Genomic DNA, 23,579 nt, shown 5'->3' on the forward strand with positions numbered 1-23,579 from the left:
CACTTCCTGCTCGCATAGTTAGCCATTATCATTTCGACACAATCCCGGCATTTCCTTTAAAAAGACCTGAATTTCATCAGGAAAAAATCCACGTCATTCCTGTTTTGATGGTGAAGCATGGATTCATATGAAGTTTATTGTAACAAATTTGTTACCTATTGAGTACCCGAAAGTTTTCCTGCATTGGATCATATATATAGAAAGTGTTACAAAGTCGGGAACAACTGAAGTATAAAGGAGCGTACGGTTATGAAAAAAATACATCTGACGGTCATTGTTCTATTCTCCATCCTCTTGATCGGCTCCGCATCCTATGGATTGTTGTATATGTACGTGAATCAGCCTGCACTGCCCAAAGACGTTCATGTTGGCGGCATACCGGTGGAAGGGAAGAACCATAAGGATGTACTGCATGAACTGGAGGAAAAGATCAAAAAGCTCGAGGACTGGCCTGTCACTCTTGAGTTGACCGAACCTGACCCCAAGACGATGACGTACAGCACAGCTCAGGTGGGTGTAAACTACAACGTTAACGGCTTCAAGTCCGCTATAAAAGAGCTTGAGGAAGGAGATATATGGGAACGCGCTTATGCACGTTATCATTTTCCGAAAGAGTTCTCTCTGGATATGAGTTACGATTTACGACCACTCCAAGAACACCTCAGCCCTGCCTGGGAAAAAGAAACCTTCGGTACACCTGCGAACGCTGTTCGCCGCATTACCGTAAGTGACAAAGTCCAGTATATCCCGGAAAAAGGCGTCCGCCGGATTGATTGGGATACACTCACAAATCTCATTCAAACCAAGCTGAAACGGGATTTCAATGTACTGAACCCGGATGAGAAACCCGCCCCATTGCTGATCCAGATACCACTGTATACGCTGAAACCAAAAGTAACCCTTGATTCGCTGCGTGAGGAAGGTATTGACCGGAAGATCATCCAGTTCTCTACGGGTCTTGGCAATAGTAGTGAAGGCCGGATACATAATGTCAGCGCAGCGGCGGAAGCGATTAATGGTATGATTTTGCCACCGAATGCCGTGTTCGATTATGAGAAGGTCGTCCGTACAGCTGAAAAGGATTACGGGTTTCGTGAGGCCCCGGTCATTGTAAACGGAAGACTGACGCCAGGAATTGGCGGGGGGATCTGCCAAGTGTCCAGTACGGTGTATAACGCAGCGCTGTTGACCGGTCTAGACATTATTGAGCGTCGCAACCATTCCCTGCCGGTCAAATATTTGCCGAAAGGACTGGATGCTACCTTTGCCTCAGGCGCCATCAACTTTCGTTTTAAAAACAATACTGGAAAATCCTTACTCATTCATACAGAGGTGAAGAACCACCAATTGATGGTGAAATTTTTCGGCACATTCCCGGAGAATGTCCGCTACGCCCTTGAATCTCGTACCATTGAAACATTAAGCGTCCCGGTAAAATATGTGTCCAGTACGGTACTGCCTGATGGTGCCCAACAGGTGCTGCAAGACGGACAGCCTGGATATATTGTCGAGACCGTGCGTACCAAGAGGGTGGACGGCAAAGTGGTCGAATCCAAAACGATTACACGAGATACGTACAAAGCACAGAATCGTCTGATTGCCCGCTCAGGTCATATCAGTCTGCCTGATCCACAAGAGCCTTCTGTTGTCGAGGATGGTATTAGCGATACGAAACAGCCTTAATTTTTTTTCAAAGCAACCGACAACTTACAGATCACGGAATGGTACAAACAAGGTCCTGCCGTAATTCATGGATAAGCATAAGCTGATCACACGAAAACAAAAAGACACACTTCACATCCTTTTTGAGGATAAGCGAGAAGTGTGTCTTTACATTTTCAAGATAAGTTATTCGAGTTTTACCAAGCTACGATCAGCTGTACTACCTTAACTTATAGTTAGTTTACTTCATTACGGTTTAGTGACCGCCAGTGTATTCGCCTTGCTCTTCGCCTATGACCATTTTCTCTTTCCCCATGAAGAAGGAAGCGACCAACGCGAGTGCAGCCGGAATCACAGCCCAGGCAAATAATTGCACAATGGAAGAAGACAGTGCATGTGTGATCGTATCCAGCACCTGAGGCGGAATCGCCTGTCTGAGTTCTGGCGAGAGCAACGCATGCGGATCGGTCAGATCCACTCCCTGCGGCACGCCACCCGCTGAAGCACCGCCTGCCTCCGCAGCTGAACCAACGAGGGCATCGTTCATTTTACGCGTAAACACCTGACTCTGTACGATACCAAAGATCGTAATGCCCATCGTCATACCGAGGGACCGCAAAAAGTTAAGTGTGGAGCTTGCTGCTCCGCGTCTTTGCGGTTCAAACGCGTTCATGGCTGCATTGCTAAGTACGGAGAACGAAGCACCGACACCCAGACCAACCATCACCATGTAGATACGTATCGTCCAAAGGGATGAATTCTCATCCAGTGTAGTCAACAATCCAAGTCCAATGACAAGTAAAGCCAATGTAGGGATCATGATATTGCGATACTTGATTTTGGTCATCAACACCCCGCCCAAGGACGCCGTCACAACGGACCCAAGCATCATGGGCAGCAGTACCAGACCGGAGTTGGTCGCTTTACCACCGAGTACCCCCTGTATGAAGATCGGAATGTACACGGATGCTGTAATGAACGCCGCACCACTGAACATACCAATAACGTTACTGGACCAGTAGACCCGGTTGCGGAACATGCCGAAGGAGATGATTGGTTCCTTAGCTTTCGTTTCCGCGTACAGGAACAGCAGCGCTAGTGCTACAAATCCGGCAAACAAGCCGATAATCTGCCAGGAACCCCAGGCAAACGTTTTGCCGCCCAGTTCCAGACCGAAGATCAGGCACACAACTGCACCGATCAGCGTTACAGCACCCAGCCAGTCGATCTGTTGGGATTGATGCTGATGGGATTCTTTATAAAAGAACGCAATAAACACAAATGCAATCAAGCCGAGCGGCAGGTTGATATAAAATACCCATTCCCATGTCGCATACTGTGTAATGTAAGCACCGAGCAGTGGTCCAAATACGCTGGACAAGCCGAAGACGGCTCCAAACAATCCGCCCAGTTTACCGCGTGATTCTGGTGCAACCACATCAAACATGATCGTAAACGCAATCGGCACCAGTGCACCTGCACCAATACCCTGAATCGCTCTGTACATCGTCAATTCCACAATAGACGTTGCCGTTCCGCACAGCGCTGAGCCAAGCATAAACACAATAATACCAAATACAAAAAACTTCTTCCGTCCATACATATCCGATAGCTTACCGAAGATCGGCATCCCTGCCATCTCAGCCACCATATACGCGGAGGTAACCCAGACGAACTTGTCGAGCCCGCCCAGCTTCCCGACAATATCCCCCATAGCTGTTGCCACGATGGTATTATCCATCGAAGCCATTAATATGCTGAGCAGTAACCCTGCCAGCACCAATCCAATACTGTTTTTACGTGCAACCATTGTACTCAATCTCTCCATTCACGCTCTATTCATATGACTGCATTAGTATATCCGAAAAGAAGTCTTCGTTAATCAGTCCAAGGACCGATTGCTTTGCAGTAAAACTTCCGATTGCGGATGAATTTGCAGAGATGAACGGTATTCCACTGTACCAATACGGCAACCTGGACCGATTTTTATTTTATCGCCACGGACAATCTCGGCCTCCGTATTTTCTAATTCAATATCATCACCTTCGATAATCTGCGTCTTGAGAATCGACTTACTCCCCGTAAACAAGTCATTCAACCGTCCACTCTTCACCGAGATGATGGAACCGCCCATTTCCTTCACCTCGGATGGACCCATGATTTTGAGTGTCATCTGTTCAGCGCTGAGCATGCCCGCTATCGTCAAACGCCCGTTCAGCTTGATACTTTCGGCCTGACAATCTCCTGACAGATGAAGCTCACCGACCACTTTTATATGCTCAGCTTTGGCATGCAGGCCAGATGCCTGGATTCCATCCTCACCATCGTTGCTGATCTCTCGCTCTGTCAGGGTAAGGGTTCCCGTGATTTTAATATCTGTGGATTCAAGTGATCCGTATATGACCGATGTACCCGTACATTTGAAACGATCACAATATAGATTGTCGTTAAAGGACGCGTCCCCTACGACCTTGATTTTGCCGTACACGCCCCCAGCAGAACTACCATCACCAACAATGCTGATATCCATTTTTTTGTCCAATGAACGCCCCGGATTGTTATTCATATCGATCCCGTCCCTTTCTCTCCAGTTCAAACTTTAAATTCGCTGACTGCTGCCCACCTTGGCATCCCGATCAATCTCAAGTTCACCTGAATACTCAACCAGCCTGATGTTACAGCCACGACCAATATGAATATTGCTACCTCGCACAATATCAGCTTCGGTATCTTCTAGGACAATCTCATCACCCTCAATTAAGGATGTCTTAAATGAAGGGGTCCCGCCCAGACCAATACTTTTCCAAAATCCATTCTGTTGTTCCTTGCGACGAATATCGATACGCTCTCCGCCAATCTCTTTGGCCGAAGAAGATGTATGCAGCCTGATCTCCACTGTTCCCGCATTCAGTAAGCCGCTGATCTTAATATTGCCCCGCACATTCAGGGACTCACATTGCACATCTCCTTCAATATCGATCACACCGCCAATATCAATTCGTTCCCCATCTACTCTTCCACGTACGGTACACTTTCCGTTCACTTCAAGTTCAGGGCTATGGAGATTTCCGTTAATCGTCGTCATGCCATCCACCCGAACACGAGAACTGGTCAGAGGTCCATTCAACGTGCACATGCCGTTAATCGCTGCACTCTCGGAGGTCAAAGCGCCGTGCATCTTCAATGTTCCATTCACTTCCATAGAGGTGCAGTCCAGGTTGCCGTTCACCTTAGCCATGCCATCAATAGATACACGGTGAAACTCCCCGCCTGCCGTTTGACTTATGCCCGCCACATTCAGATCATTCCGCTTATTCCGCTCTTCCATAGATGATCCTCTCCTTAGCCCAATTTGAGTTTTAATTCTTCCATAAATGTTCCCATCGGCTGCCTAAGAACCACTTTCACACCATTGTCAAAATAAAACTCTGTTCCTGCTGTCACCAGCATGAATGACGGAATACCCATCTTGCGAGTAAGCACTAGTTCGCTGGGTTTACCTGTGAAACGATAATAATGTTCGGACATCACATCGATTAGCAATGCACCCTCTTGCCGCGTAATATCTCCGCTCATCAATAGCTTATCTAGAACATACAGCATCATAATCTGCTCCAAAGCATACAGTGGTTGTTCTCGACCTTCTTCTTTCAAAAGATCTAATGAGATTTGTGAAACAATGTTTCGCTCCAACAGCTGTTGCGCAGACATCTCCACTTCACCCAACGTAGGCGAGAACACATCTGCCAGCTCATCCAGCGACAATCCGTCTTTCATATTGAGAATCTTGTCAATGCGTAGTAAAATCTGTTGTTTTGGAAAAAAGGTCTCTTGTCCGGTGTAGGACGACTTCCGAATGAACCATTCCTCCGGAATGAGATTTTTCCGCTTCCAGCGGTACAACTGGCCGTATGAGATTCCTGTCAGGTCCAGCAATTCTTTTTTGGAGATCAAATCATCCGTCATATATGGTCCCCCTTTATATCGAAATCAGTGTAACATAACATTGTTACGTTGTAAAACGTTTGTTATTGCATTGATTTGGCATTGGGTATAACCTGTTAAATATGAACTTATGAAAGGGGTTTCTTATACTCATGGCACTAATTAAATGTGATTTTTACTCCGATACACTCGGACTAAGCACCAGCATGCATGTCATTCTGCCGCAACAAACCCACAATCAGATCGGTATGGATAATGTAACCGGCAAGGGACTGCACCCAACCCTATATCTGTTACACGGTCTGTCTGACGATGACTCCATCTGGCTGCGCCGCACATCGATCGAACGTTATGTAGCTAACCTTGGGATCGCCGTTGTTATGCCACAGGTTCACCGTAGCTTTTATACGGATATGGCAGAAGGCGGACAATACTGGACGTTCATCAGTGAGGAACTGCCAGCACTCGCTCGCTCTTTCTTCCCACTGTCGCCAAAGCGTGAGGATAACTTCGTTGCAGGCTTATCCATGGGTGGCTATGGCGCGTTCAAGCTGGCCCTTCGTAAACCAGATCAATATGCTGCCGCGGCAAGTTTGTCTGGAGCACTCGACATGGCTGCACATATGAATAGCGAAGTATCATCCGCCTTGCAACAATCCGAACTGCTGCGGATATTCGGACCACAGATTGCAGGCTCGGATAATGATCTGATCCATCTGCTGAAAGCGGGTCAAGCGAATCAAGGGCCTCAGCCCCTCCTCTATCAATGTTGTGGAACAGAAGATTTCTTGTATGAGGAGAACCAGACTTTCCGACAAACCTGTGCACAGACCGATTTCAAACTGACGTACGAGGAAGAACCAGGTGGGCATGATTGGGGTTATTGGGATGCGAAGATTCAGGATGTATTGAAATGGTTGCCTTTACCCAAGCGGGACTAGTGGAGAATTGTAGTGGAGCTACTGCGAGTAACTAAACGGGTACTCCGCTAACAGAACGACCTTCCTTCCGTTCGCGGTTGAGTTGAATATATCCAGAGCACCTCTCTGTAAAACACAAAAAAGCAGGCCGCTGAGAACAAAGTTCTCTGGGCCTGCTTCTTTATTGTACGTTCACATTTCAATATGATAGCTGTGGTATTAACCGCGGTTCGTAATCCATTGCTCGGTAATCTCCAGTACCTTCTCGCTGCGTCCAATGGCTTCAGCGACTTGACCCGAAGCTGTTCCGCCGTAAACATTACGAGCGTTCACTACCGCTTCTGGTTGAAGCACGTCATAGATCCGGTCATCGAACAGTGGCGAGAACTGACGGAATTCATCAATCGTCAGATCCAGCAAATACTTGCTGTTCTGGATGCAGTACAGCACTGTTTTACCAATCACTTCATGCGCCTGACGGAAAGGCAAGCCTTCACCCACGAGGAAGTCAGCAATATCCGTAGCGTTGGAGAAATCCTGGTTGACCGCTTGACGCATCCGTTCCTTGTTCACTGTCATTGTCGCGATCATTGGAGCGAACAGTTGCAGCGCACCCTCCAGTGTTGCTACTGTGTCGAACATGCCTTCTTTGTCTTCCTGCATGTCCTTGTTGTAGGCCAGCGGAAGAGATTTCAGTACCGTCAGCAAACCGATCAGGTTGCCGTACACACGTCCTGTTTTGCCACGAACGAGTTCAGGAACGTCTGGGTTTTTCTTCTGAGGCATGATGCTGCTGCCTGTGCAGAACGCATCGTCCAGTTCAACGAATCCAAACTCCGTGCTGCTCCACAGTACCAGCTCTTCACTCAGACGGGACAAGTGAGTCATGATCAGCGAAGCGGCTGCCAGGAACTCAACGATGAAGTCACGGTCGCTTACTGCGTCCAGACTGTTCTCGTACACGCCGTCGAAGCCCAGTTGTTCCGCCACAAAATGACGGTCAATCGGGAATGTTGTGCCCGCGAGCGCACCTGCGCCCAGTGGCAGGATGTTAATGCGTTTGTAGCTGTCCATCAGACGCTCAGCATCCCGTTGGAACATGGATACATACGCCATCAGGTGATGGGCGAACAAAATTGGCTGGGCCCGTTGAAGATGTGTATAACCCGGTACGATGGTATCGAGGTTATCTTTAGCCTGTCCAATCAGCGCTTCCTGTAAGGACTGCAGCATGCCCACAAATCCAACGACGCGCTCACGCAGGTACAAGTGCATATCTGTTGCCACCTGGTCGTTCCGGCTACGGCCTGTATGTAATTTGCCGCCTACAGGACCAATCGTCTCGATCAGGTTTTTCTCAATATTCATGTGGATGTCTTCGTCCGATACGGAGAATTCCACTTCGCCCGCACGGATTTTGTGCAGAACGGTGATCAGACCTTCTTTGATCGTTTCCACATCTTCCGCCGGAAGAATGCCGCATTTGCCCAGCATCGTTACATGGGCCAGACTGCCCTGGATATCTTCCTCTGCCAAAGCTTTGTCAAAATTGATTGATGCCGTATATTCCTCAACCAAATGATTGGTTTGTTTTGTAAAACGTCCTCCCCACAGCTTGCTCACGGTGAGTACTCCCCTTTCGCTCATGGACAAAGCCGCTCCTGCCAGATGTGCAAGAACGGCCTGCCTTGTCATTTATATTGATGTAGCTTTATTGTGCAGGTTGAAATTAGTTTTTGTTTTGCTCCACGCCGGAGTTTACTTTCAAACGCAGTGCATTCAGGCGGATAAAGCCTGTTGCATCGCCTTGATCGTAGGCTTGCGTTGGATCAGCTTCCATCGTTGCGATGTCCGGATTGTAGAGGCTGACAGGGCTTTTCACGCCTGCGCCGATGATGTTGCCTTTGTACAGTTTCACACGAACCGTACCTGTAACGTTCTTCTGACTTTCGCTAACCAGCGCTTGCAATGCAAGACGCTCTGGTGCGAACCAGAAACCGTTATATACCAGTGTGCTGTAACGTGTGATCAGGCTGTCACGCAGGTTCATCACTTCACGGTCCATCGTGATGGACTCCATTTTGCGATGTGCGGTGAACAAGATTGTTCCACCTGGTGTTTCGTATACGCCACGGCTCTTCATCCCAACAAAACGGTTTTCTACCATATCTACACGGCCAATACCATGTTTACCACCCAGTTCATTCAGTTGCTCCATCACTTGCAGCGGGCTCAGACGCTCACCGTTAAGTGCAACACAGTCGCCTTGTTCGAACTCCAGCTCAACATATTCCGCTTGATCTGGTGCATCTTCAGGTGCACTGCTCAGCAGGAACATGTCTTTGTTCTCGTCCGCACTTGGATCGAACCAAGGATCTTCGAGCACACCGCTCTCATAGCTGATATGCAACAGGTTACGGTCTGTCGAGTACGGTTTAGCTGCAGATGCGGTTACCGGAATACCATGTTTCTCAGCGTAAGCGATCATCTCAGCACGTCCTGGGAATTGGTTACGGAATTCTTCCAGACGCCAAGGTGCAATTACGTTAATGTCTGGTGTCAATGCAGCCGCGTTCAACTCAAAACGAACCTGGTCATTTCCTTTACCTGTAGCGCCGTGAGCGATGGCTGTAGCACCTTCTGCACGAGCGATATCCACCATACGTTTAGCGATCAGTGGACGAGCGATACTTGTGCCGAGCAGGTATTGTCCTTCATAGAGGGCTCCTGCCTGGAACATCGGATAGATGAAATCTTTTGCGAACTCATCGCGCAGATCGTCGATGTATACTTTGGAAGCGCCTGTTGCCAGTGCTTTTTCCTCCAAACCGTCCAATTCATCCTTTTGTCCAATATCCGCTGTGAATGCAATAATCTCAGCATCGTACGTTTCTTTCAACCATTTCAAAATTACAGATGTGTCCAACCCGCCTGAATACGCGAGTACAATTTTTTCCTTAGCCATGTTCAATGGTCCTCCCCAAGATCAGTTCCTATAGTTGCTATAAACTTTTATCTATCATCGCGAAATCTGCGCCTAAAATCAACCCATAAAGGCAAACAGCATCTATTCGCTCATTAACGCAGCCATTAATGCCTTCTGTGCATGCAAGCGATTCTCCGCCTGATCAAAGATCAGGGAGTTCGGTCCATCAATTACACCGGCACTCACTTCTTCGCCGCGGTGTGCTGGCAGACAGTGCAAGAACATGTAGTCTGGCTTCGCGCCTTTCATCAGTTCCTCGTCCACTTGATATGCGGCAAATGCCTGCTCCCGAATCTTCTGCTCTTCTTCAAAGCCCATGCTCGCCCATACATCTGTGTATACGATATCTGCATCTTTGGCTGCTTCTTGTGCACTGTAGGTTACAGTCACTTCAGAACCGCTCTCCTGTGCAATGATGCGTGCCTGCTCCACAACTGCACTATCCGGCTCATATCCTTCTGGCGTTGCTACAGCAACATGCATACCCATCTTCGCTGCACCGAGCATCAGGGAATGCGCCATATTGTTGCCATCTCCGATGTAGGCCATTTTCAGACCTGCCAGCTTGCCTTTATGCTCCAGCACCGTTTGGAAGTCTGCCAGTACCTGGCAAGGATGCGCCGCATCGCTCAGGCCGTTAATAACCGGAACATCCGCATGCTCTGCCAGTTCAGTTACATTATGGTGTCCAAAAGTACGGATCATGATGCCGTCCAGGTAGCGGGACAATACTTTGGCTGTATCATGTGTTGTTTCCCCGCGGCCAAGTTGGATATCATTTTTGCTCAGGAAGAGTGCGTGTCCGCCCAATTGGAACATGCCCACTTCAAAGGATACACGCGTACGTGTGGATGATTTTTCAAAAATAAGTCCGATCGTTTTACCTTTCAACGGTTGAAAAGGTACACCGCTTTTTTGCTTGCCTTTAATCTCAATCGCGAGATCAAGCAGATAACGAATCTCCTCGGCCGTATAGTCCGTGAACTCGATAAAATCCCGGCCTCTCAGATCAATCTTCTGAATCTTTTCCGTCTGTTGTGCTGTCATCTGTAATGTCCTCCTTATTTCCGGTTCCCTGCACCCGCATGGGCAGAAGAGAGCAACGTTGACACTTTGTTTGAATGCTTCTCAAGTTTATTCATTTCCGCCTTCTGCAAGTTCACCGCGCGGCTACAGGGATTCATCATCTCGTTCTGCTTCGAGGCCGGTAATGGCCCCGAGACAGAACGGTTCTCATTTTTATGTTAGGCTTTCGCCGCTACGTGCTCTTCGATCAATGTGGCTACCAGCGATACGGCCTCGTCGATCTCTTCTTTGCTCACATACAGGTTCGGAAGCAAACGGATCACATTCGGTCCTGCAGAGACAAACAAAATCCCGCGTTTTTGCCCAGCAAGCACAATATCCCCTACCGGCTCAGCACATTCAATACCGACCAACAATCCCAAGCCACGTACTTCCTTCACAAAGGAATTGCCCGCCAAACGATTCCGCAGGGAGCTCATCAGGTATTCACCCATCTCCGCTGCGCGCTCTGGCAAACGATCTTCCAGCATCGTTTCGATTGTTGCGATTACAACGGATGAAGCTAGTGGTGTTCCACCAAATGTCGTCGCATGGCTTCCTGGCGTGAACGCATCCCGCAGGAAGCCTTTACCCAGCATCGCGCCTACAGGGAAACCACTACCGATACCTTTGGCAACGGTGAACACGTCTGGCTCAATGCCATAATGTTCGTGTGCAAACAGTTTACCTGTACGTCCCATTCCGGTCTGTACTTCATCTACAATCAACAACAGCCCATGCTCGTCACACAGTTTCCGTACATGTTTGACGAATTCCGGTTCAACTGGATATACGCCACCCTCGGCCTGAACCATTTCCAGCATAATAGCTGCTGTGTTGGGTCCGATTGCCGCTTCAAGGGCAGGGATATCATGCAAAGGTACGGTTACAAATCCCGCTGGCAATGGCAAAAATCCTTCTTTCACCTTATCCTGTCCTGTTGCTGTCAGTGTTGCAAGCGTCCGTCCATGGAAGGATTGGGCAAATGTAATCACTTCATAGCGATCTGTGCCTTTCACCTTCTGGTGATAACGACGGGCTACCTTAATAGCCGCTTCGTTCGCTTCGGCACCACTGTTACAGAAAAACACTGCGTCAGCACATGTATTGGCTGTCAGCAATGCTGCTGCTTTCTCCTGGCCTGGAATCTGGAACAGGTTGGATACATGCCACAGCTCATCAATCTGAGCTTTCAGCTTGGCTCCAACTTTCTCCGGTGCATGGCCCAGGCTAGTTACAGCGAGTCCGCACATGAAATCGAGATAACGGTTACCCTGATCGTCCCATAACCAGCTGCCTTTACCTTTGACCAGACTGATTGGATAACGTGCATACGTTTGGAAAAGCGAGCTTTCCGTCTGTGCCGCTGCACCTGTTGCTGTAGCGCCCGCTACTGCTGTGCCAGAACCTGGCTGTTCGTTGCCTTTTGCCATGACCATAATCACTCCTTATTGGTTGGTGTACGCCTAAGGTGAATAAACATAACACTAGACCACTTCGATTGCAGTCCATCTTCCGAACGTATGCATACTTCCACTTCGATAACAGAACAACCTTCCGATCGCTGTTATCCCCGGAATTCTTTGATTAATTGTTTAAAGGTGGAAATCCGGGGATAAAGGCGCACGCTTCGCTTCTTCAGGTTATTTCTGTCCTCTCCGTTCTTGCGTCTTTTCTTCAGATTGGCTCTGCACTCTTCTGTTATCGCGTTATGTCCAGATTCACAAAAAATCGTGCACATATTTTTTTATATAATATACGGCTATTCAGACCCTAGCGTATCGAGCAAATTATTGCATACGGATAATTTTTGTTCCGATGATTTCTCCGCCGAGCACTCGGCTCAGGATTTGGGGTTCGCTGCCGTCTACGATGATGACCTCACGCACTTGACCATGGATACATGCGATTGCTGCACGTACTTTGGGAATCATGCCGCCGTAGATTTCTCCGGTTTGGATCATATCCTCGATCTCCTGTACAGATACAGAAGGCAGTACTTTTTTCTCTCCGCCTACGTTCTTCATGATGCCAGGAACATCGGTCACGACAATCATCCGACTCACGCCGAGATGAGACGCCACTGCACCCGCAGCTGTATCTGCATTTATGTTATAGCGTTGTCCAGTTGCATCTACGCCAACTGGTGCGATAACTGGCATGTAACCCATGTTCACGATGCCTTGGATAATCTCTGCATTCACGCTAGTGACATCGCCTACCCAGCCGATCTCTGCGTGGTTTGTAACAGGTTTAGCCTGGATCAGACCACCGTCCACGCCGGACAAGCCTAGTGCACGACCGCCAACACGTTGGATCAGACGTACGATCTGTTTGTTGATACTGCCCGCAAGCACCATCTCCACTACGTCCAGCACAGGTTCAGTCGTTTTGCGTAGGCCGTTAACGAATTCGGTTTCGATACCGAGCTTCGCCAGGTTATCCGAGATGGCAGGACCCCCACCATGCACGATTACAGGCTGTGTACCCTGAGACTGCAAATCACGCAGATCCGCAAAGAAAGACTCGGGCAACGCTGCTAGCGTACTGCCTCCACATTTCATGACAAACGTTTGTTTCTCAGTACCTGCTACCGTTCCGGCACTCTCATTTGGCAATGTTGAATTCATGAGGGCAAGCTCCTATCATAGTAAAAATTATATTCAAAAAAATATAACACTTTTATACGGTCACAAAGCCTGGTAGGAGTCCATTCCGAATTCGGATTGTTCTTTCGATCGCTGTTGTCTCCAGGTATCTTGAATTATCCCTATATAGGGGAACACCCGGAGACAAAGGCGACCGCTCCGCTTCTGCAGAATCAATTCCGTCTTCTCCATTACTATCGCTATATGTCCAACACCAAACAACAAGTTTAAATTTCATTGATAATTTTTGAAACATCTCACGAAACAGCTTCACAATAGAAGACAGCTGTTTCGCAAAACCTTTATCCCAAAAGTTTATTAAGTGCGGTATGCTGCGTTAATTCGGACGTAGTCATACGTCAGGTCACAGCCCCAGGCTGTTGCCGTTCCTTCGCCGTGGTGCAGATCCACCACAATGCGAACCGTATCGGTCTGCAAATAGGCCAATGCCGCTTCTTCGTCAAACACGACTGGGCGGGACTGCGCGAGTACTGATATCTCTCCCAAACGGATATCTACCGTATCCGGGTTCACCGGTTGTCCTGCGCGCCCTACAGCTGCAATAATCCGTCCCCAGTTGGCGTCAGCGCCAAACATAGCGGATTTCACAAGACTGGACCCAATGACGGTTTTGGCAATTGCCTGCGCGGATTCATCACTTACTGCACCTGTAACTTCTACCTCGACCAGTTTGGTTGCTCCTTCACCATCGCGAGCAATGGCTTTGGCCAGCACTTGGCATACATAGGTGAAGCCAGCTGCAAAAGCGTCCCAATCCGGGTGCTCCATCGTCAGCTCTTCATTGCCTGCATATCCACTGGACATAGCTACCAGCATGTCGTTCGTACTCGTATCCCCATCGACGGTAATCATGTTGAATGTATGATTGGTTGCCTGGCGCAGCAGACGCTGCAACGCTTCTGCACCAATGACCGCGTCAGAGGTCATGAAAGCGAGCATTGTCGCCATATTCGGATGAATCATACCCGAGCCTTTGGCGGCTCCCGCAATCGTAACCGTCTTGCCGTTAACCAGAACGGAGACGCAAGCTTCCTTTTTCACCAAATCCGTTGTCAGAATCGCTTGTGAAAATTGTTCCGCCTCATTCGACTCCTTGCCCAGATGCGCCGGAAGTCCGGTGATGCCTGAATGTACAGCATCCATCTTGAGCAATTCCCCAATGACACCTGTGGATGCCACAGCCACATCCTCTTCTGCCACACCCAACTCACGCGCAGCAGCCGAACGCATCGCATAAGCATCTTCTTCACCTTGTTGTCCTGTACATGCATTGGCATTACCACTGTTGACGATGACAGCCTGAAGGCGTCCATTGCTCAAGCTTTCCCGCGTTACTTTGAGTGGCGCCGCCTGAAACACGTTCGTCGTGTATACAGCAGCAGCTGTAGCCGGTACATCACATCGGATCGCACCGATGTCATTACGAGATGTCTTTTTCAATCCACAGTGAAGTCCACCAGCAGTGAACCCCCCAGGGGTTACAATCGTTCCGTTCTCAACCACGGTAAAAGTCTGTTGCTCCACATTCGTTCCCATATCATATCCCCCGTATGCGTTCAGCTATATGCTGATGATCGCCTGCTTAACCTGATCCGTTCTCCCTAAGTGACTCCGAGAATGCACTCTTACACTCCATATGCCAATGCACCTCTTAAATTTCATCTCTTATGGATATACCGGTGTCATGTTCAGCCCGAGGTTCTCCTCCCATCCCATCATCAGGTTCATATTTTGAATCGCTTGCCCGGAAGCACCCTTCACCAGGTTGTCGATGACCGAAATAATCGTCAAACGCCCTGTGCGAGGATCCACCGCAAATCCGATGTCACAATAGTTGGATCCGTACACTTCTTTGGTCGAAGGCCAGATGCCCGGTTCACGTACACGTACGAAAAGTTTGTTTTCATAATATTTGCGGTACAAATCCACGATCTCCCGGTCGCTGTGTTCCCCAACGAGGCTGGCATACATCGTACTCATGATTCCACGTGTCATTGGCACCAGATGTGTTGTGAAGGTAACTGTAACAGGCGTTCCCGTTATATTGCCAAGCACTTGTTCGATCTCGGGAATATGTTGATGTTTATTCAGTTTATAGGCTTTGAGATTCTCGTTCATCTCTGCATAATGGTACGACAGATGGGTTCCACGTCCTGCACCGGATACGCCCGATTTGGCATCAATAATAATAGTAGAAGGATCAATCCAGCCTGCCTCTACTGCAGGGATCAGTCCAAGAAGTGTAGCTGTTGGATAACAGCCTGGGTTGGATATAAAATTCTGTCCCTTCACTTCTTCGCCATACACCTCAGCCATGCCGTATACCGCTTGTTCCAGCAAATCAGCTGGAGGCGCCGGATGTTTGTACCACTCTTCGTACACTGTTCCATCCTTAAGTCTGAAATCGCCAGACAGGTCAATCACCTTAAGTCCTGCTGCCAGCAGGCTTGGTACGAGCTTAGCACTTACGCCGGACGGGGTCGCTGTGAATACCAGATCCGCGCGACTCGCAATTTCAGCCGGATCTACACCGTCGAGTGGCCTGTGAATCACGCCCGTCAAATGCGGAAATCCATCTGCGATGGACTCACCACTGCTCGATGATGAGATCACCGATGTGATTTCAACCAACGGATGGTTCTGGAAAAAACGAATCAGTTCCACCCCGCCGTAGCCGGTGGAACCGACGATTGCTACTTTTAATTTGTTATTCACTCTCGCTCCCCCAATCTCGATGTATGCGCTACTTGTGCTATGCCCTGGCCCTAATGAGACCTGAACACAGCAATTCCGTCGCTTATATGCATATTTGTGTATTATTATACGACTCTGGTTATATAAATACAACACTCTATCATCAATTTCACATGGATTTCCACCCAATCCGAACATATCTTTTTTCTCATCCGGGACGAATAGATATACTTCTGTTAAAATACGTATTAGTAGGAAACATTACAATCAGGGTCTCATTCATAACTAACCTGCTAATCAAGGACATATGAATAGATTTATGATGGTCATTATGAGACGTGGGGGACTATAGTGCATATCGAATCCATTTTACTTATTGTGCTCCTGGGCCTGAATATTATTTTTGCGGCAGCAGTCGTTTTTTTCGAACGGAAGGATGCTAGCGCTTCCTGGGCTTGGCTGCTCGTCTTGAACTTTATTCCAGTGTTTGGGTTTGTACTTTATCTTTTAACCGGTCAGAACCTGACCCGATACCGGCTTTTCCAGTGGAAAGAACGTAAGAAGCTCGGGCTAGAGGAACGTATTGAATCCCAGCTCACGCAGTTGCACGATAACCGCACCCCTTTCCGCAACCAAGCAACCGAGAGTAGCCAGGACATGATCTATATGAACCTGAAGCAGAACGGTGCTCTGTTAACGGAGGATAATGCGGTTGAGATCATTACGGACGGAACAGACAAGTTCCAGCGACTCTTGGACGACATCGAAGCGGCTCAGGATCACGTGCACGTACAATACTACATTTATAGAGGCGACCGTCTGGGCAAAAGAATTCGGGATGCACTCATCCGCAAAGCACGTGAAGGCATCAAAGTTCGTTTACTGTATGACGCGCTCGGATCGCGGCGGGTATCGAAACGCTTTTTCAAAGAATTGCGCGAAGCAGGCGGTTTGGTTGAAGTCTTTTTCCCCTCCAAATTCAGTCTGATCAACTTGCGTATGAACTACCGGAATCACCGGAAGATTGTCATCATCGATGGTAATCTTGGATACACGGGCGGGTTTAATGTTGGAGATGAGTATCTTGGCTTGAACTCGAAATTCGGTTACTGGCGCGACACCCATCTGCGTATTCAGGGGAATGCCGTTCATGCGCTGCAGACCCGTTTCCTTCTGGATTGGAATGAAGCGTCCAAACAACACGACACACCTTATGTTCCGGCGCATTTCCCTCATATCGAGGGTACAGGAAAGATTGCCATGCAGATTGTCTCTAGTGGACCGGATGCAGAGACCGAGCATATCAAGAACAGTTATCTCAAGATGATTAACGGGGCCAAACAATCGATTCTGATTCAAACGCCTTATTTTATCCCGGATGCCAGTGTATTCGAAGCTATTCGTCTCGCGTGTCTGTCCGGCATTGATGTTCGCATCATGATTCCAAATAAACCCGACCACGCCTTCGTATATTGGGCTACGCTATCTTATATTGGTGAGTTGTTGAAGGTGGGAGCCAAAGTATTTATATATGATAATGGCTTCATTCATGCCAAAACACTTATCATTGACAGTTTGGTCGCATCCGTAGGAACCGCCAATATCGACTACCGCAGTTTCCGGTTGAACTTTGAGGTTAATGCTTTTATGTATGATGAAACAATTGCGACAGCACTTGTACAAACCTTTGAGCACGACTTGCACGTATCTCGGGAGATGACACTCGAAGAATACAAAAATCGTAGTCTGATCATTCGCTTCAAAGAAGCGATTTCCCGTCTGCTATCTCCGATTTTGTAGTGGTCAATATAAGTTAAATTAAGGTTAAGTTGAACTTTTAATAAAAGAAAAGCAGGCACATCCTCTCCCGCCATTTCGGAGAACGATATGCCTGCTTTTTTGATGAAGTCATTTCTTATGAACCTAAACGGCTAACTCACTATTTTTCACACCCATTCACACATGTTCTCCCCGCTTAAAGCCTTCACCGAGCACTTCGTGCGCGTTACTGATAATGACAAAAGCTCCAGGGTCCACAGACCGGATCAACGCTTTGAGTCTTGGCACCTCATTTTGCCCAACCACGACCATCAGTACCGTTCGTTGATCGTCAGTGTAACCGCCTTTGGCTTCCAGCTTCGTTAATCCGCGATCTAGGTCATCCAGAATCACTTTGCTAATCGCTTCCGTCTGGTTGGAGATAATATATGCCACCTTGGAGAAGCCCAGCCCCATCTCAACGGCATCGATCACTTTACCGGTAACATACAACCCAATCAGCGCATAGAGAGACTGTTCCAATGACAATACAAATGCTGCCATAATAATAACCGTAGCATCCATAATGACTACACATAGAGAGTAACTCAGTCCACTGTACTTCTGAACGATTCTGGCAAGAATGCTCATGCCTCCTGTTGACCCTCTACCCCGGTATACAATTCCGATTCCCAGACCAACGCCTATTCCACCATACAGAGAACCAAGGAGCGGATTCGTTGTTGGGATGGCCCAATCCTTTGTGAGATAGACTAACAGCGGCAGGACAATACTGCCCAGGACTGAACGAATACCATACTGCTTACCAATAAGCAGGAAACCCGCGATCAGAAGTGGAATGTTAATTGCCCATTGGGTGTATGCCGGCTCCCAATTAAGCCATTCCTTACCCAGAATTGATAACCCGGATACTCCACCCGAAGCGATCTGATTCGGTAATAAGAATAAATTAAAGGCCACTGCGATTAAAAACGAGCCTACAATGATAGATACCGTATCCACGACATTTCTCCATGGACCATTGAGTGGAATGAGGCTAGTTATCCTCTTTTTGCGATTATTGTGAAGTTGTGATCGTTGTTGCATGTTCTCGTGCTCTCCTTTTGTCTGTAAACTCAAAAAAAGCTCCTGTACACACCAGCATACGCCTACACGTATGGGTCCATACAGGAACTTAGTTTAATCGGTTTCTACTTTAATCTGGCTACGCAAATAACCATCGATGAATGCATCGAGGTCGCCGTCCATTACTGCCCCTGTATTTCCAGTCTCCACGCTTGTACGGTGATCCTTTACCATACTATAGGGATGGAACACATAGGAGCGAATCTGGCTACCCCATGAAATATCCGACTGATCTCCTCGGATTTCATCCAGCTGTTGTTTTTGCTCTTCAATTTTACGCTCATACAATTTCGAACGAAGCATCGTCATCGCTCGCTCACGGTTCTTGATCTGTGAACGTTCATTCTGACACGTTACAACTACACCTGTTGGTAAGTGAGTAATCCGTACAGCAGAGTCGGTGGTATTGATATGTTGTCCACCCGCGCCACTTGCCCGGTACGTATCGATCTTGAGATCCTCTGTGCGAATGTCCAATTCAATCGTATCATCAATTTCTGGTACCACATCACAGGATACGAAGGACGTATGTCTACGGCCCGATGAGTCAAAAGGAGAGATCCGAACCAGTCGGTGCACACCCTTCTCAGCTTTCAGATAACCATAAGCGTTATGTCCTTTGATCGACAACGTAACACTCTTGATCCCCGCTTCATCACCTGGCAGATAATCCAGCACCTCAACCTTGAAGCCACGCTTCTCGGACCAGCGTGTGTACATCCGGAGCAGCATCTGTCCCCAGTCCTGGGACTCCGTACCACCCGCACCCGGGTGAAGCTCCAGAATCGCATTCATCTTGTCGTACGGCTGGTTCAGGAGCAGCTGAAGTTCGAAGTCTGCGACTTTGTTCACGATCGCTGTAATACTGTTACCAATCTCGGCTGCGAGGTCTTCATCGCCTTCTTCGTCCGCTAGCTCTATCATCATCACCGCATCATCATAGTCCTGCTGAAGTCTGGTGTATTGATCCACAGATCCCTTCACCGCATTTAGCTCAGCGATTACGGATTGCGCCTTGTCACTATCGTCCCAGAAATCCGGGGCAGACATCTTCACTTCGAAGTTGCCGATCATCTCTTGCTTCAGATCTAAGTCAAAGAGACCCCCTAAGGTTTGTTAGTTTCTTGCCTATTTCACGCAGGTCATGCTTCACGTTTGGATCGATCATGTGCAATTCCTCTTTTCATTAAGATAAGCTCCCCGCATCCAGGGCATTCCTCCAGACCAAGCATCAGATACGCCAACCTGGTGTTGAGATCACTGATGTATCAGTATATCTCTTTCCCGTAATCATGGTCATATAATTATAACTATGCACCATTAATCGGTTTTGCATCCTTCACTTCATCCTATGGAATACCCGGCTGCGAGGAGCCGTTCATGTCATGCTATTTAAGTTGAGCCAGCATTCTTTACACCGTATCACTCCGATTGCAGTAGCATCTTCCAATCGCTCTTATCCCCAGATTTTCTTGATTCCCTCTTACAAGGGAAAAATTCGGGGATAGCGTATGCTTCCGATGCAGCTTTCTTACAGAAAGCTTTTAGGCGAACGCTCCGCTTCTTCAGATTGCTTCTGCACTCTCCGTTATGTGTAAAATCAAGGTTCAACTTATTACACTAAAGTGTATATAAAAACCATCGCTCTACTCTTGACCGTGACAGTGTTTGAACTTCTTACCACTACCGCATGGGCATGGATCGTTACGTCCGATTTGGTCAGAAACCTTCACTGGACGTTTCTCAGCAGGCTCACCGCTTGTCGAGATCTGACTTTCCTCAACAACCGCTTGACGCTCCTGATTGCTCTCGATCTGTGCTCTCATCACATAAGTCGCTACTTCTTCTTGAATCGAAGCGATCATTTGATGGAACATCTCGAAGCCTTCGAACTGGTACTCACGCAGTGGATCTGTACCGCCGTAGGCACGAAGGTGGATACCTTGACGCAATTGATCCATTGCATCAATATGATCCATCCACTTGCTGTCTACTGCACGAAGCACAACCACTTTCTCGAACTCACGAACCATCTCTTCGCCAATTCGCTCTTCACGTGCATTGTATTTGTTCTGAACTTTCGTGAACAGGAACTCGATGATCTCTTCTGCTTCCTTACCCCACAGATCATCTTTAGTTATGGAACCATCGTCCAGCAATTTACTGTTCATGTAATCAGCAACTTCCTGCAGCTCCCAGTTTTCCGGGATATCGTCACTACAATGTGCTTCAACGATACGTTCAATGGAAGGTTTGATCATATCCATAACGATTTGTTTGATATTTTCGGACTCCAGTACCTCGCGGCGCTGTTTATATATAATTTCACGTTGTTGGTTCATTACATCATCATATTGGAGAACGACTTTACGCACGTCAAAGTTGTTACCTTCAACACGCTTCTGCGCTGATTCAACTGCACGGGTAATCATCCGGCTCTCGATCGGTTGGTCTTCTTCAAAACCAAGCCGCTCCATCATGTTCAATACATTGTCTGCACCGAAACGTCTCATCAATTCATCACCCAGTGACAGGTAGAATTGTGTTGAACCCGGGTCACCTTGACGTCCTGCACGACCACGCAGCTGATTATCAATCCGGCGTGATTCGTGACGCTCAGTACCGATGATATGAAGGCCGCCTACTTCAGCTACACCTTCACCCAAGATAATATCCGTACCCCGTCCAGCCATGTTGGTTGCAATCGTTACTGCACCCGCTTGTCCAGCTCCTGTAATGATCTCTGCTTCTTCCGCGTGGTACTTGGCGTTCAGTACCTGGTGTTTTACACCACGACGCTTAAGCATGTCAGACAGACGTTCAGAGTTCTCGATGGACACTGTACCTACCAGAATCGGTTGATTCTTGCTGTGACGTGCCACGATCTCTTCTACAACCGCTTTGAACTTGCCATCGATGCTCTTGTACACAACATCTGCCATGTCGTCCCGTTTGTTTGGACGGTTGGTTGGAATTTGCAGTACTTCGAGACCGTAGATTTTTTTAAACTCTTCTTCCTCGGTTTTCGCCGTACCCGTCATACCCGCTAGTTTACGGTACATCCGGAAATAGTTCTGGAAGGTAATCGTAGCAAGCGTCATGCTCTCATTTTGTACTTCAATGCCTTCTTTGGCTTCAATCGCCTGGTGCAATCCATCACTGTAACGACGTCCAGACATCAGACGACCTGTGAATTCATCGACGATCATAACTTCCTCATCACTGACAACATAATCTACGTCACGACGCATGATTACGTTGGCTTTCAAACCCTGTACGATGTGATGGTTAAGTGTAACATTGGCATGATCATACAAGTTCTCGATACCAAATGCTTTCTCTGCTTTTGCCACGCCCGCCTCAGTCAACGCTACGGATTTCACCTTGATGTCTACCGTAAAGTCTTCTTCTGGCACCAGACGTTTCACAAAACGATCTGCTGCATAGTACATGTCCGTCGACTTCTGAGCTTGTCCAGAGATAATGAGTGGCGTACGCGCCTCATCGACGAGGATGGAGTCCACTTCATCAATGATACAGAAGAACAATGGACGTTGTACCATCTGCTCTTTGTAGAGCACCATGTTGTCACGCAGATAGTCAAATCCAAACTCGTTGTTCGTTCCGTACGTAATATCACATGCATATGCATGTTGTTTCAAAGCATGGTCCATACCGCTCAGGTTAACCCCTACCGTCATGCCCATGAATTCATAGATTTGTCCCATTTCCTGGCTATCCCGCTGTGCCAAATAGTCATTGACCGTGACCACGTGTACACCTTTGGACATCAACGCGTTCAGATATACCGGAAGTGTTCCTACCAGCGTTTTACCTTCACCCGTTTTCATCTCGGAAATACGGCCTTCATGCAGAGCGATACCGCCCAGCATCTGTACATCGTAATGGCGTTTGCCCAATACACGGCGTGAAGCCTCCCGTACGGTTGCAAATGCCTCTGGAAGAAGTTCATCTGTCGTTTCTCCCTTTTCAATACGAGCACGGTATTCGTCCGTTTTGCCTTTCAGTTGTTCATCAGACAACGCCTGAAGTTGTGGTTCCAGTTTATTGATCACATCGACCGTCTTCATCAGACGTTTAACATCACGTTCGTTCATGTCGCCGAAGATCTTTTTGACAAGTCCTAGCATGGTATACCCCTTTCGTGCAAAACAGAATAGACCCCCTGTTGCCGCCATGCGACACCATCGGATGGATGTTGCTCCACTTGCCCGGGGGTGACAAACAATATAAAAAGTAATATGGATGAATCAACTCCAGGCTTGCCAAGGGTTCCTCATGAAGCTGATTCGGTGTTCAAACGGATCCGGTTATTAGAAAACTAGCCGAAGCCCGAGCCTTGCGAATCATGTTCATGGTGCTGTGCCTGTCATTGATTATGATTAGCGATCATTCGTTGACAATTCCTCATCAGGACAATGATTCTCTTTGCATAAATTGTAACAGTTTGTAAGGGCCGCCGCAACACGCCACGGCACACTTCTTTGAACTTCTGAGACATATCAAATCGAGTTTTAGTGCAAAAAATCACAGTCGTTAGCGGAAGCCTTCGATTGTCATGTTTCGTTTTGCAGGATAGACGGCGCTATCAACGAATTTTGATGGTAAATTTGGATGGAAATCTCAATATCCAGTTCTCGAATGCATGTGTACGAATATTTTCGTAATCATGAGAATCTGGTGGTAAACTTGTACAGTTTGTGATTCTTCTTA

17 protein-coding genes are annotated in these 23,579 nt (G+C 47.9%); 3 read left to right on the forward strand and 14 right to left on the reverse strand.

Annotated features, from left to right (window positions below):
• The first annotated feature begins 249 nt into the window (after positions 1–249).
• Positions 250–1,683 carry a VanW family protein gene (locus tag HF638_RS07830; protein ID WP_169479727.1) on the forward strand — a complete coding sequence of 478 codons (1,434 nt, stop codon included), beginning with the start codon at positions 250–252 and terminating at the stop codon, positions 1,681–1,683.
• A gap of 235 nt (positions 1,684–1,918) precedes the next feature.
• Here the strand turns inward: HF638_RS07830 and HF638_RS07835 are convergent, their stop codons facing one another.
• The 4 genes from HF638_RS07835 to HF638_RS07850 all read right to left on the reverse strand — a co-directional run bounded on the left by HF638_RS07835 (position 1,919) and on the right by HF638_RS07850 (position 5,628).
• A complete protein-coding gene (locus HF638_RS07835; protein ID WP_169479728.1) occupies positions 1,919–3,472 on the reverse strand; it encodes an MDR family MFS transporter in 1,554 nt (517 codons plus the stop codon).
• A gap of 72 nt (positions 3,473–3,544) precedes the next feature.
• The gene (locus tag HF638_RS07840) at positions 3,545–4,228 is read right to left on the reverse strand and encodes a hypothetical protein (RefSeq protein WP_169479729.1); all 684 of its coding nucleotides are present in this window, start codon (positions 4,226–4,228) and stop codon (positions 3,545–3,547) included.
• Positions 4,229–4,261: 33 nt separating this feature from the next.
• The gene (locus HF638_RS07845; RefSeq protein ID WP_169479730.1) at positions 4,262–4,990 is read right to left on the reverse strand and encodes a polymer-forming cytoskeletal protein; all 729 of its coding nucleotides are present in this window, start codon (positions 4,988–4,990) and stop codon (positions 4,262–4,264) included.
• Positions 4,991–5,004: 14 nt separating this feature from the next.
• On the reverse strand, positions 5,005–5,628 hold the full coding sequence (locus HF638_RS07850; protein WP_169479731.1) for a YhbD family protein: 624 nt from the start codon (positions 5,626–5,628) through the stop codon (positions 5,005–5,007).
• Positions 5,629–5,759: 131 nt separating this feature from the next.
• Between HF638_RS07850 and HF638_RS07855 the strand changes: the two genes are divergently transcribed.
• Positions 5,760–6,548, forward strand: a complete 789-nt coding sequence (locus HF638_RS07855; protein WP_169479732.1) for an alpha/beta hydrolase — start codon at positions 5,760–5,762, stop codon at positions 6,546–6,548.
• Positions 6,549–6,746: 198 nt separating this feature from the next.
• Here the strand turns inward: HF638_RS07855 and argH are convergent, their stop codons facing one another.
• The 7 genes from argH to argC form a co-directional block, all read right to left on the reverse strand.
• Positions 6,747–8,150: an argininosuccinate lyase gene (gene argH, locus HF638_RS07860; RefSeq protein ID WP_169480027.1), complete on the reverse strand. Its 1,404-nt coding sequence runs from the start codon at positions 8,148–8,150 to the stop codon at positions 6,747–6,749.
• A 106-nt stretch (positions 8,151–8,256) separates the two neighbouring features.
• Positions 8,257–9,492, reverse strand: a complete 1,236-nt coding sequence (locus HF638_RS07865) for an argininosuccinate synthase (RefSeq protein WP_091013058.1) — start codon at positions 9,490–9,492, stop codon at positions 8,257–8,259.
• A gap of 102 nt (positions 9,493–9,594) precedes the next feature.
• A complete protein-coding gene (argF, locus tag HF638_RS07870) occupies positions 9,595–10,560 on the reverse strand; it encodes an ornithine carbamoyltransferase (RefSeq protein WP_047840650.1) in 966 nt (321 codons plus the stop codon).
• Between the two features lie 197 nt (positions 10,561–10,757).
• Positions 10,758–12,011, reverse strand: coding sequence for an aspartate aminotransferase family protein (locus HF638_RS07875; RefSeq protein WP_169479733.1), 1,254 nt, complete (start codon positions 12,009–12,011; stop codon positions 10,758–10,760).
• A gap of 357 nt (positions 12,012–12,368) precedes the next feature.
• On the reverse strand, positions 12,369–13,208 hold the full coding sequence (gene argB, locus HF638_RS07880) for an acetylglutamate kinase (protein WP_169479734.1): 840 nt from the start codon (positions 13,206–13,208) through the stop codon (positions 12,369–12,371).
• A 336-nt stretch (positions 13,209–13,544) separates the two neighbouring features.
• On the reverse strand, positions 13,545–14,783 hold the full coding sequence (gene argJ, locus HF638_RS07885; protein ID WP_169479735.1) for a bifunctional glutamate N-acetyltransferase/amino-acid acetyltransferase ArgJ: 1,239 nt from the start codon (positions 14,781–14,783) through the stop codon (positions 13,545–13,547).
• 129 nt (positions 14,784–14,912) lie between these two features.
• Positions 14,913–15,962 (reverse strand): N-acetyl-gamma-glutamyl-phosphate reductase, encoded by a 1,050-nt coding sequence (gene argC / locus HF638_RS07890; RefSeq protein WP_169479736.1) that lies wholly within the window; start codon positions 15,960–15,962, stop codon positions 14,913–14,915.
• Between the two features lie 330 nt (positions 15,963–16,292).
• On the opposite strand from argC, the gene cls reads away from it, so the two are divergent.
• Positions 16,293–17,741 carry a cardiolipin synthase gene (cls, locus tag HF638_RS07895; RefSeq protein WP_169479737.1) on the forward strand — a complete coding sequence of 483 codons (1,449 nt, stop codon included), beginning with the start codon at positions 16,293–16,295 and terminating at the stop codon, positions 17,739–17,741.
• Positions 17,742–17,897: 156 nt separating this feature from the next.
• On the opposite strand, the gene HF638_RS07900 is transcribed toward cls, so the two are convergent.
• The 3 genes from HF638_RS07900 to secA all read right to left on the reverse strand — a co-directional run bounded on the left by HF638_RS07900 (position 17,898) and on the right by secA (position 22,996).
• Positions 17,898–18,806, reverse strand: a complete 909-nt coding sequence (locus HF638_RS07900; protein ID WP_169479738.1) for a YitT family protein — start codon at positions 18,804–18,806, stop codon at positions 17,898–17,900.
• Between the two features lie 93 nt (positions 18,807–18,899).
• Positions 18,900–20,013, reverse strand: a protein-coding gene (prfB, locus tag HF638_RS07905; RefSeq protein WP_169479739.1) for a peptide chain release factor 2 whose coding sequence is annotated in 2 segments (ribosomal slippage) — positions 18,900–19,940 and positions 19,942–20,013 — 1,113 coding nt in all. Because the reading frame shifts where the segments join, the coding sequence is not laid out codon by codon here.
• A gap of 478 nt (positions 20,014–20,491) precedes the next feature.
• The gene (secA, locus tag HF638_RS07910) at positions 20,492–22,996 is read right to left on the reverse strand and encodes a preprotein translocase subunit SecA (RefSeq protein WP_169479740.1); all 2,505 of its coding nucleotides are present in this window, start codon (positions 22,994–22,996) and stop codon (positions 20,492–20,494) included.
• Positions 22,997–23,579 lie beyond the last annotated feature (583 nt).

Origin of the sequence: Paenibacillus sp. SZ31, from assembly GCF_012912005.1 — a bacterium.
GTDB lineage: Bacteria > Bacillota > Bacilli > Paenibacillales > Paenibacillaceae > Paenibacillus.

Coding starts and splice junctions, on each gene's coding strand:
- HF638_RS07830 (WP_169479727.1), top strand. CDS start 250: ATGAAAAAAATACATCTGACGGTCATTGTTCTATTCTCCATCCTCTTG.
- HF638_RS07835 (WP_169479728.1), bottom strand. CDS start 3,472: ATGGTTGCACGTAAAAACAGTATTGGATTGGTGCTGGCAGGGTTACTG.
- HF638_RS07840 (WP_169479729.1), bottom strand. CDS start 4,228: ATGAATAACAATCCGGGGCGTTCATTGGACAAAAAAATGGATATCAGC.
- HF638_RS07845 (WP_169479730.1), bottom strand. CDS start 4,990: ATGGAAGAGCGGAATAAGCGGAATGATCTGAATGTGGCGGGCATAAGT.
- HF638_RS07850 (WP_169479731.1), bottom strand. CDS start 5,628: ATGACGGATGATTTGATCTCCAAAAAAGAATTGCTGGACCTGACAGGA.
- HF638_RS07855 (WP_169479732.1), top strand. CDS start 5,760: ATGGCACTAATTAAATGTGATTTTTACTCCGATACACTCGGACTAAGC.
- HF638_RS07865 (WP_091013058.1), bottom strand. CDS start 9,492: ATGGCTAAGGAAAAAATTGTACTCGCGTATTCAGGCGGGTTGGACACA.
- argF (WP_047840650.1), bottom strand. CDS start 10,560: ATGACAGCACAACAGACGGAAAAGATTCAGAAGATTGATCTGAGAGGC.
- HF638_RS07875 (WP_169479733.1), bottom strand. CDS start 12,011: ATGGCAAAAGGCAACGAACAGCCAGGTTCTGGCACAGCAGTAGCGGGC.
- argB (WP_169479734.1), bottom strand. CDS start 13,208: ATGAATTCAACATTGCCAAATGAGAGTGCCGGAACGGTAGCAGGTACT.
- argJ (WP_169479735.1), bottom strand. CDS start 14,783: ATGGGAACGAATGTGGAGCAACAGACTTTTACCGTGGTTGAGAACGGA.
- HF638_RS07900 (WP_169479738.1), bottom strand. CDS start 18,806: ATGCAACAACGATCACAACTTCACAATAATCGCAAAAAGAGGATAACT.
- secA (WP_169479740.1), bottom strand. CDS start 22,996: ATGCTAGGACTTGTCAAAAAGATCTTCGGCGACATGAACGAACGTGAT.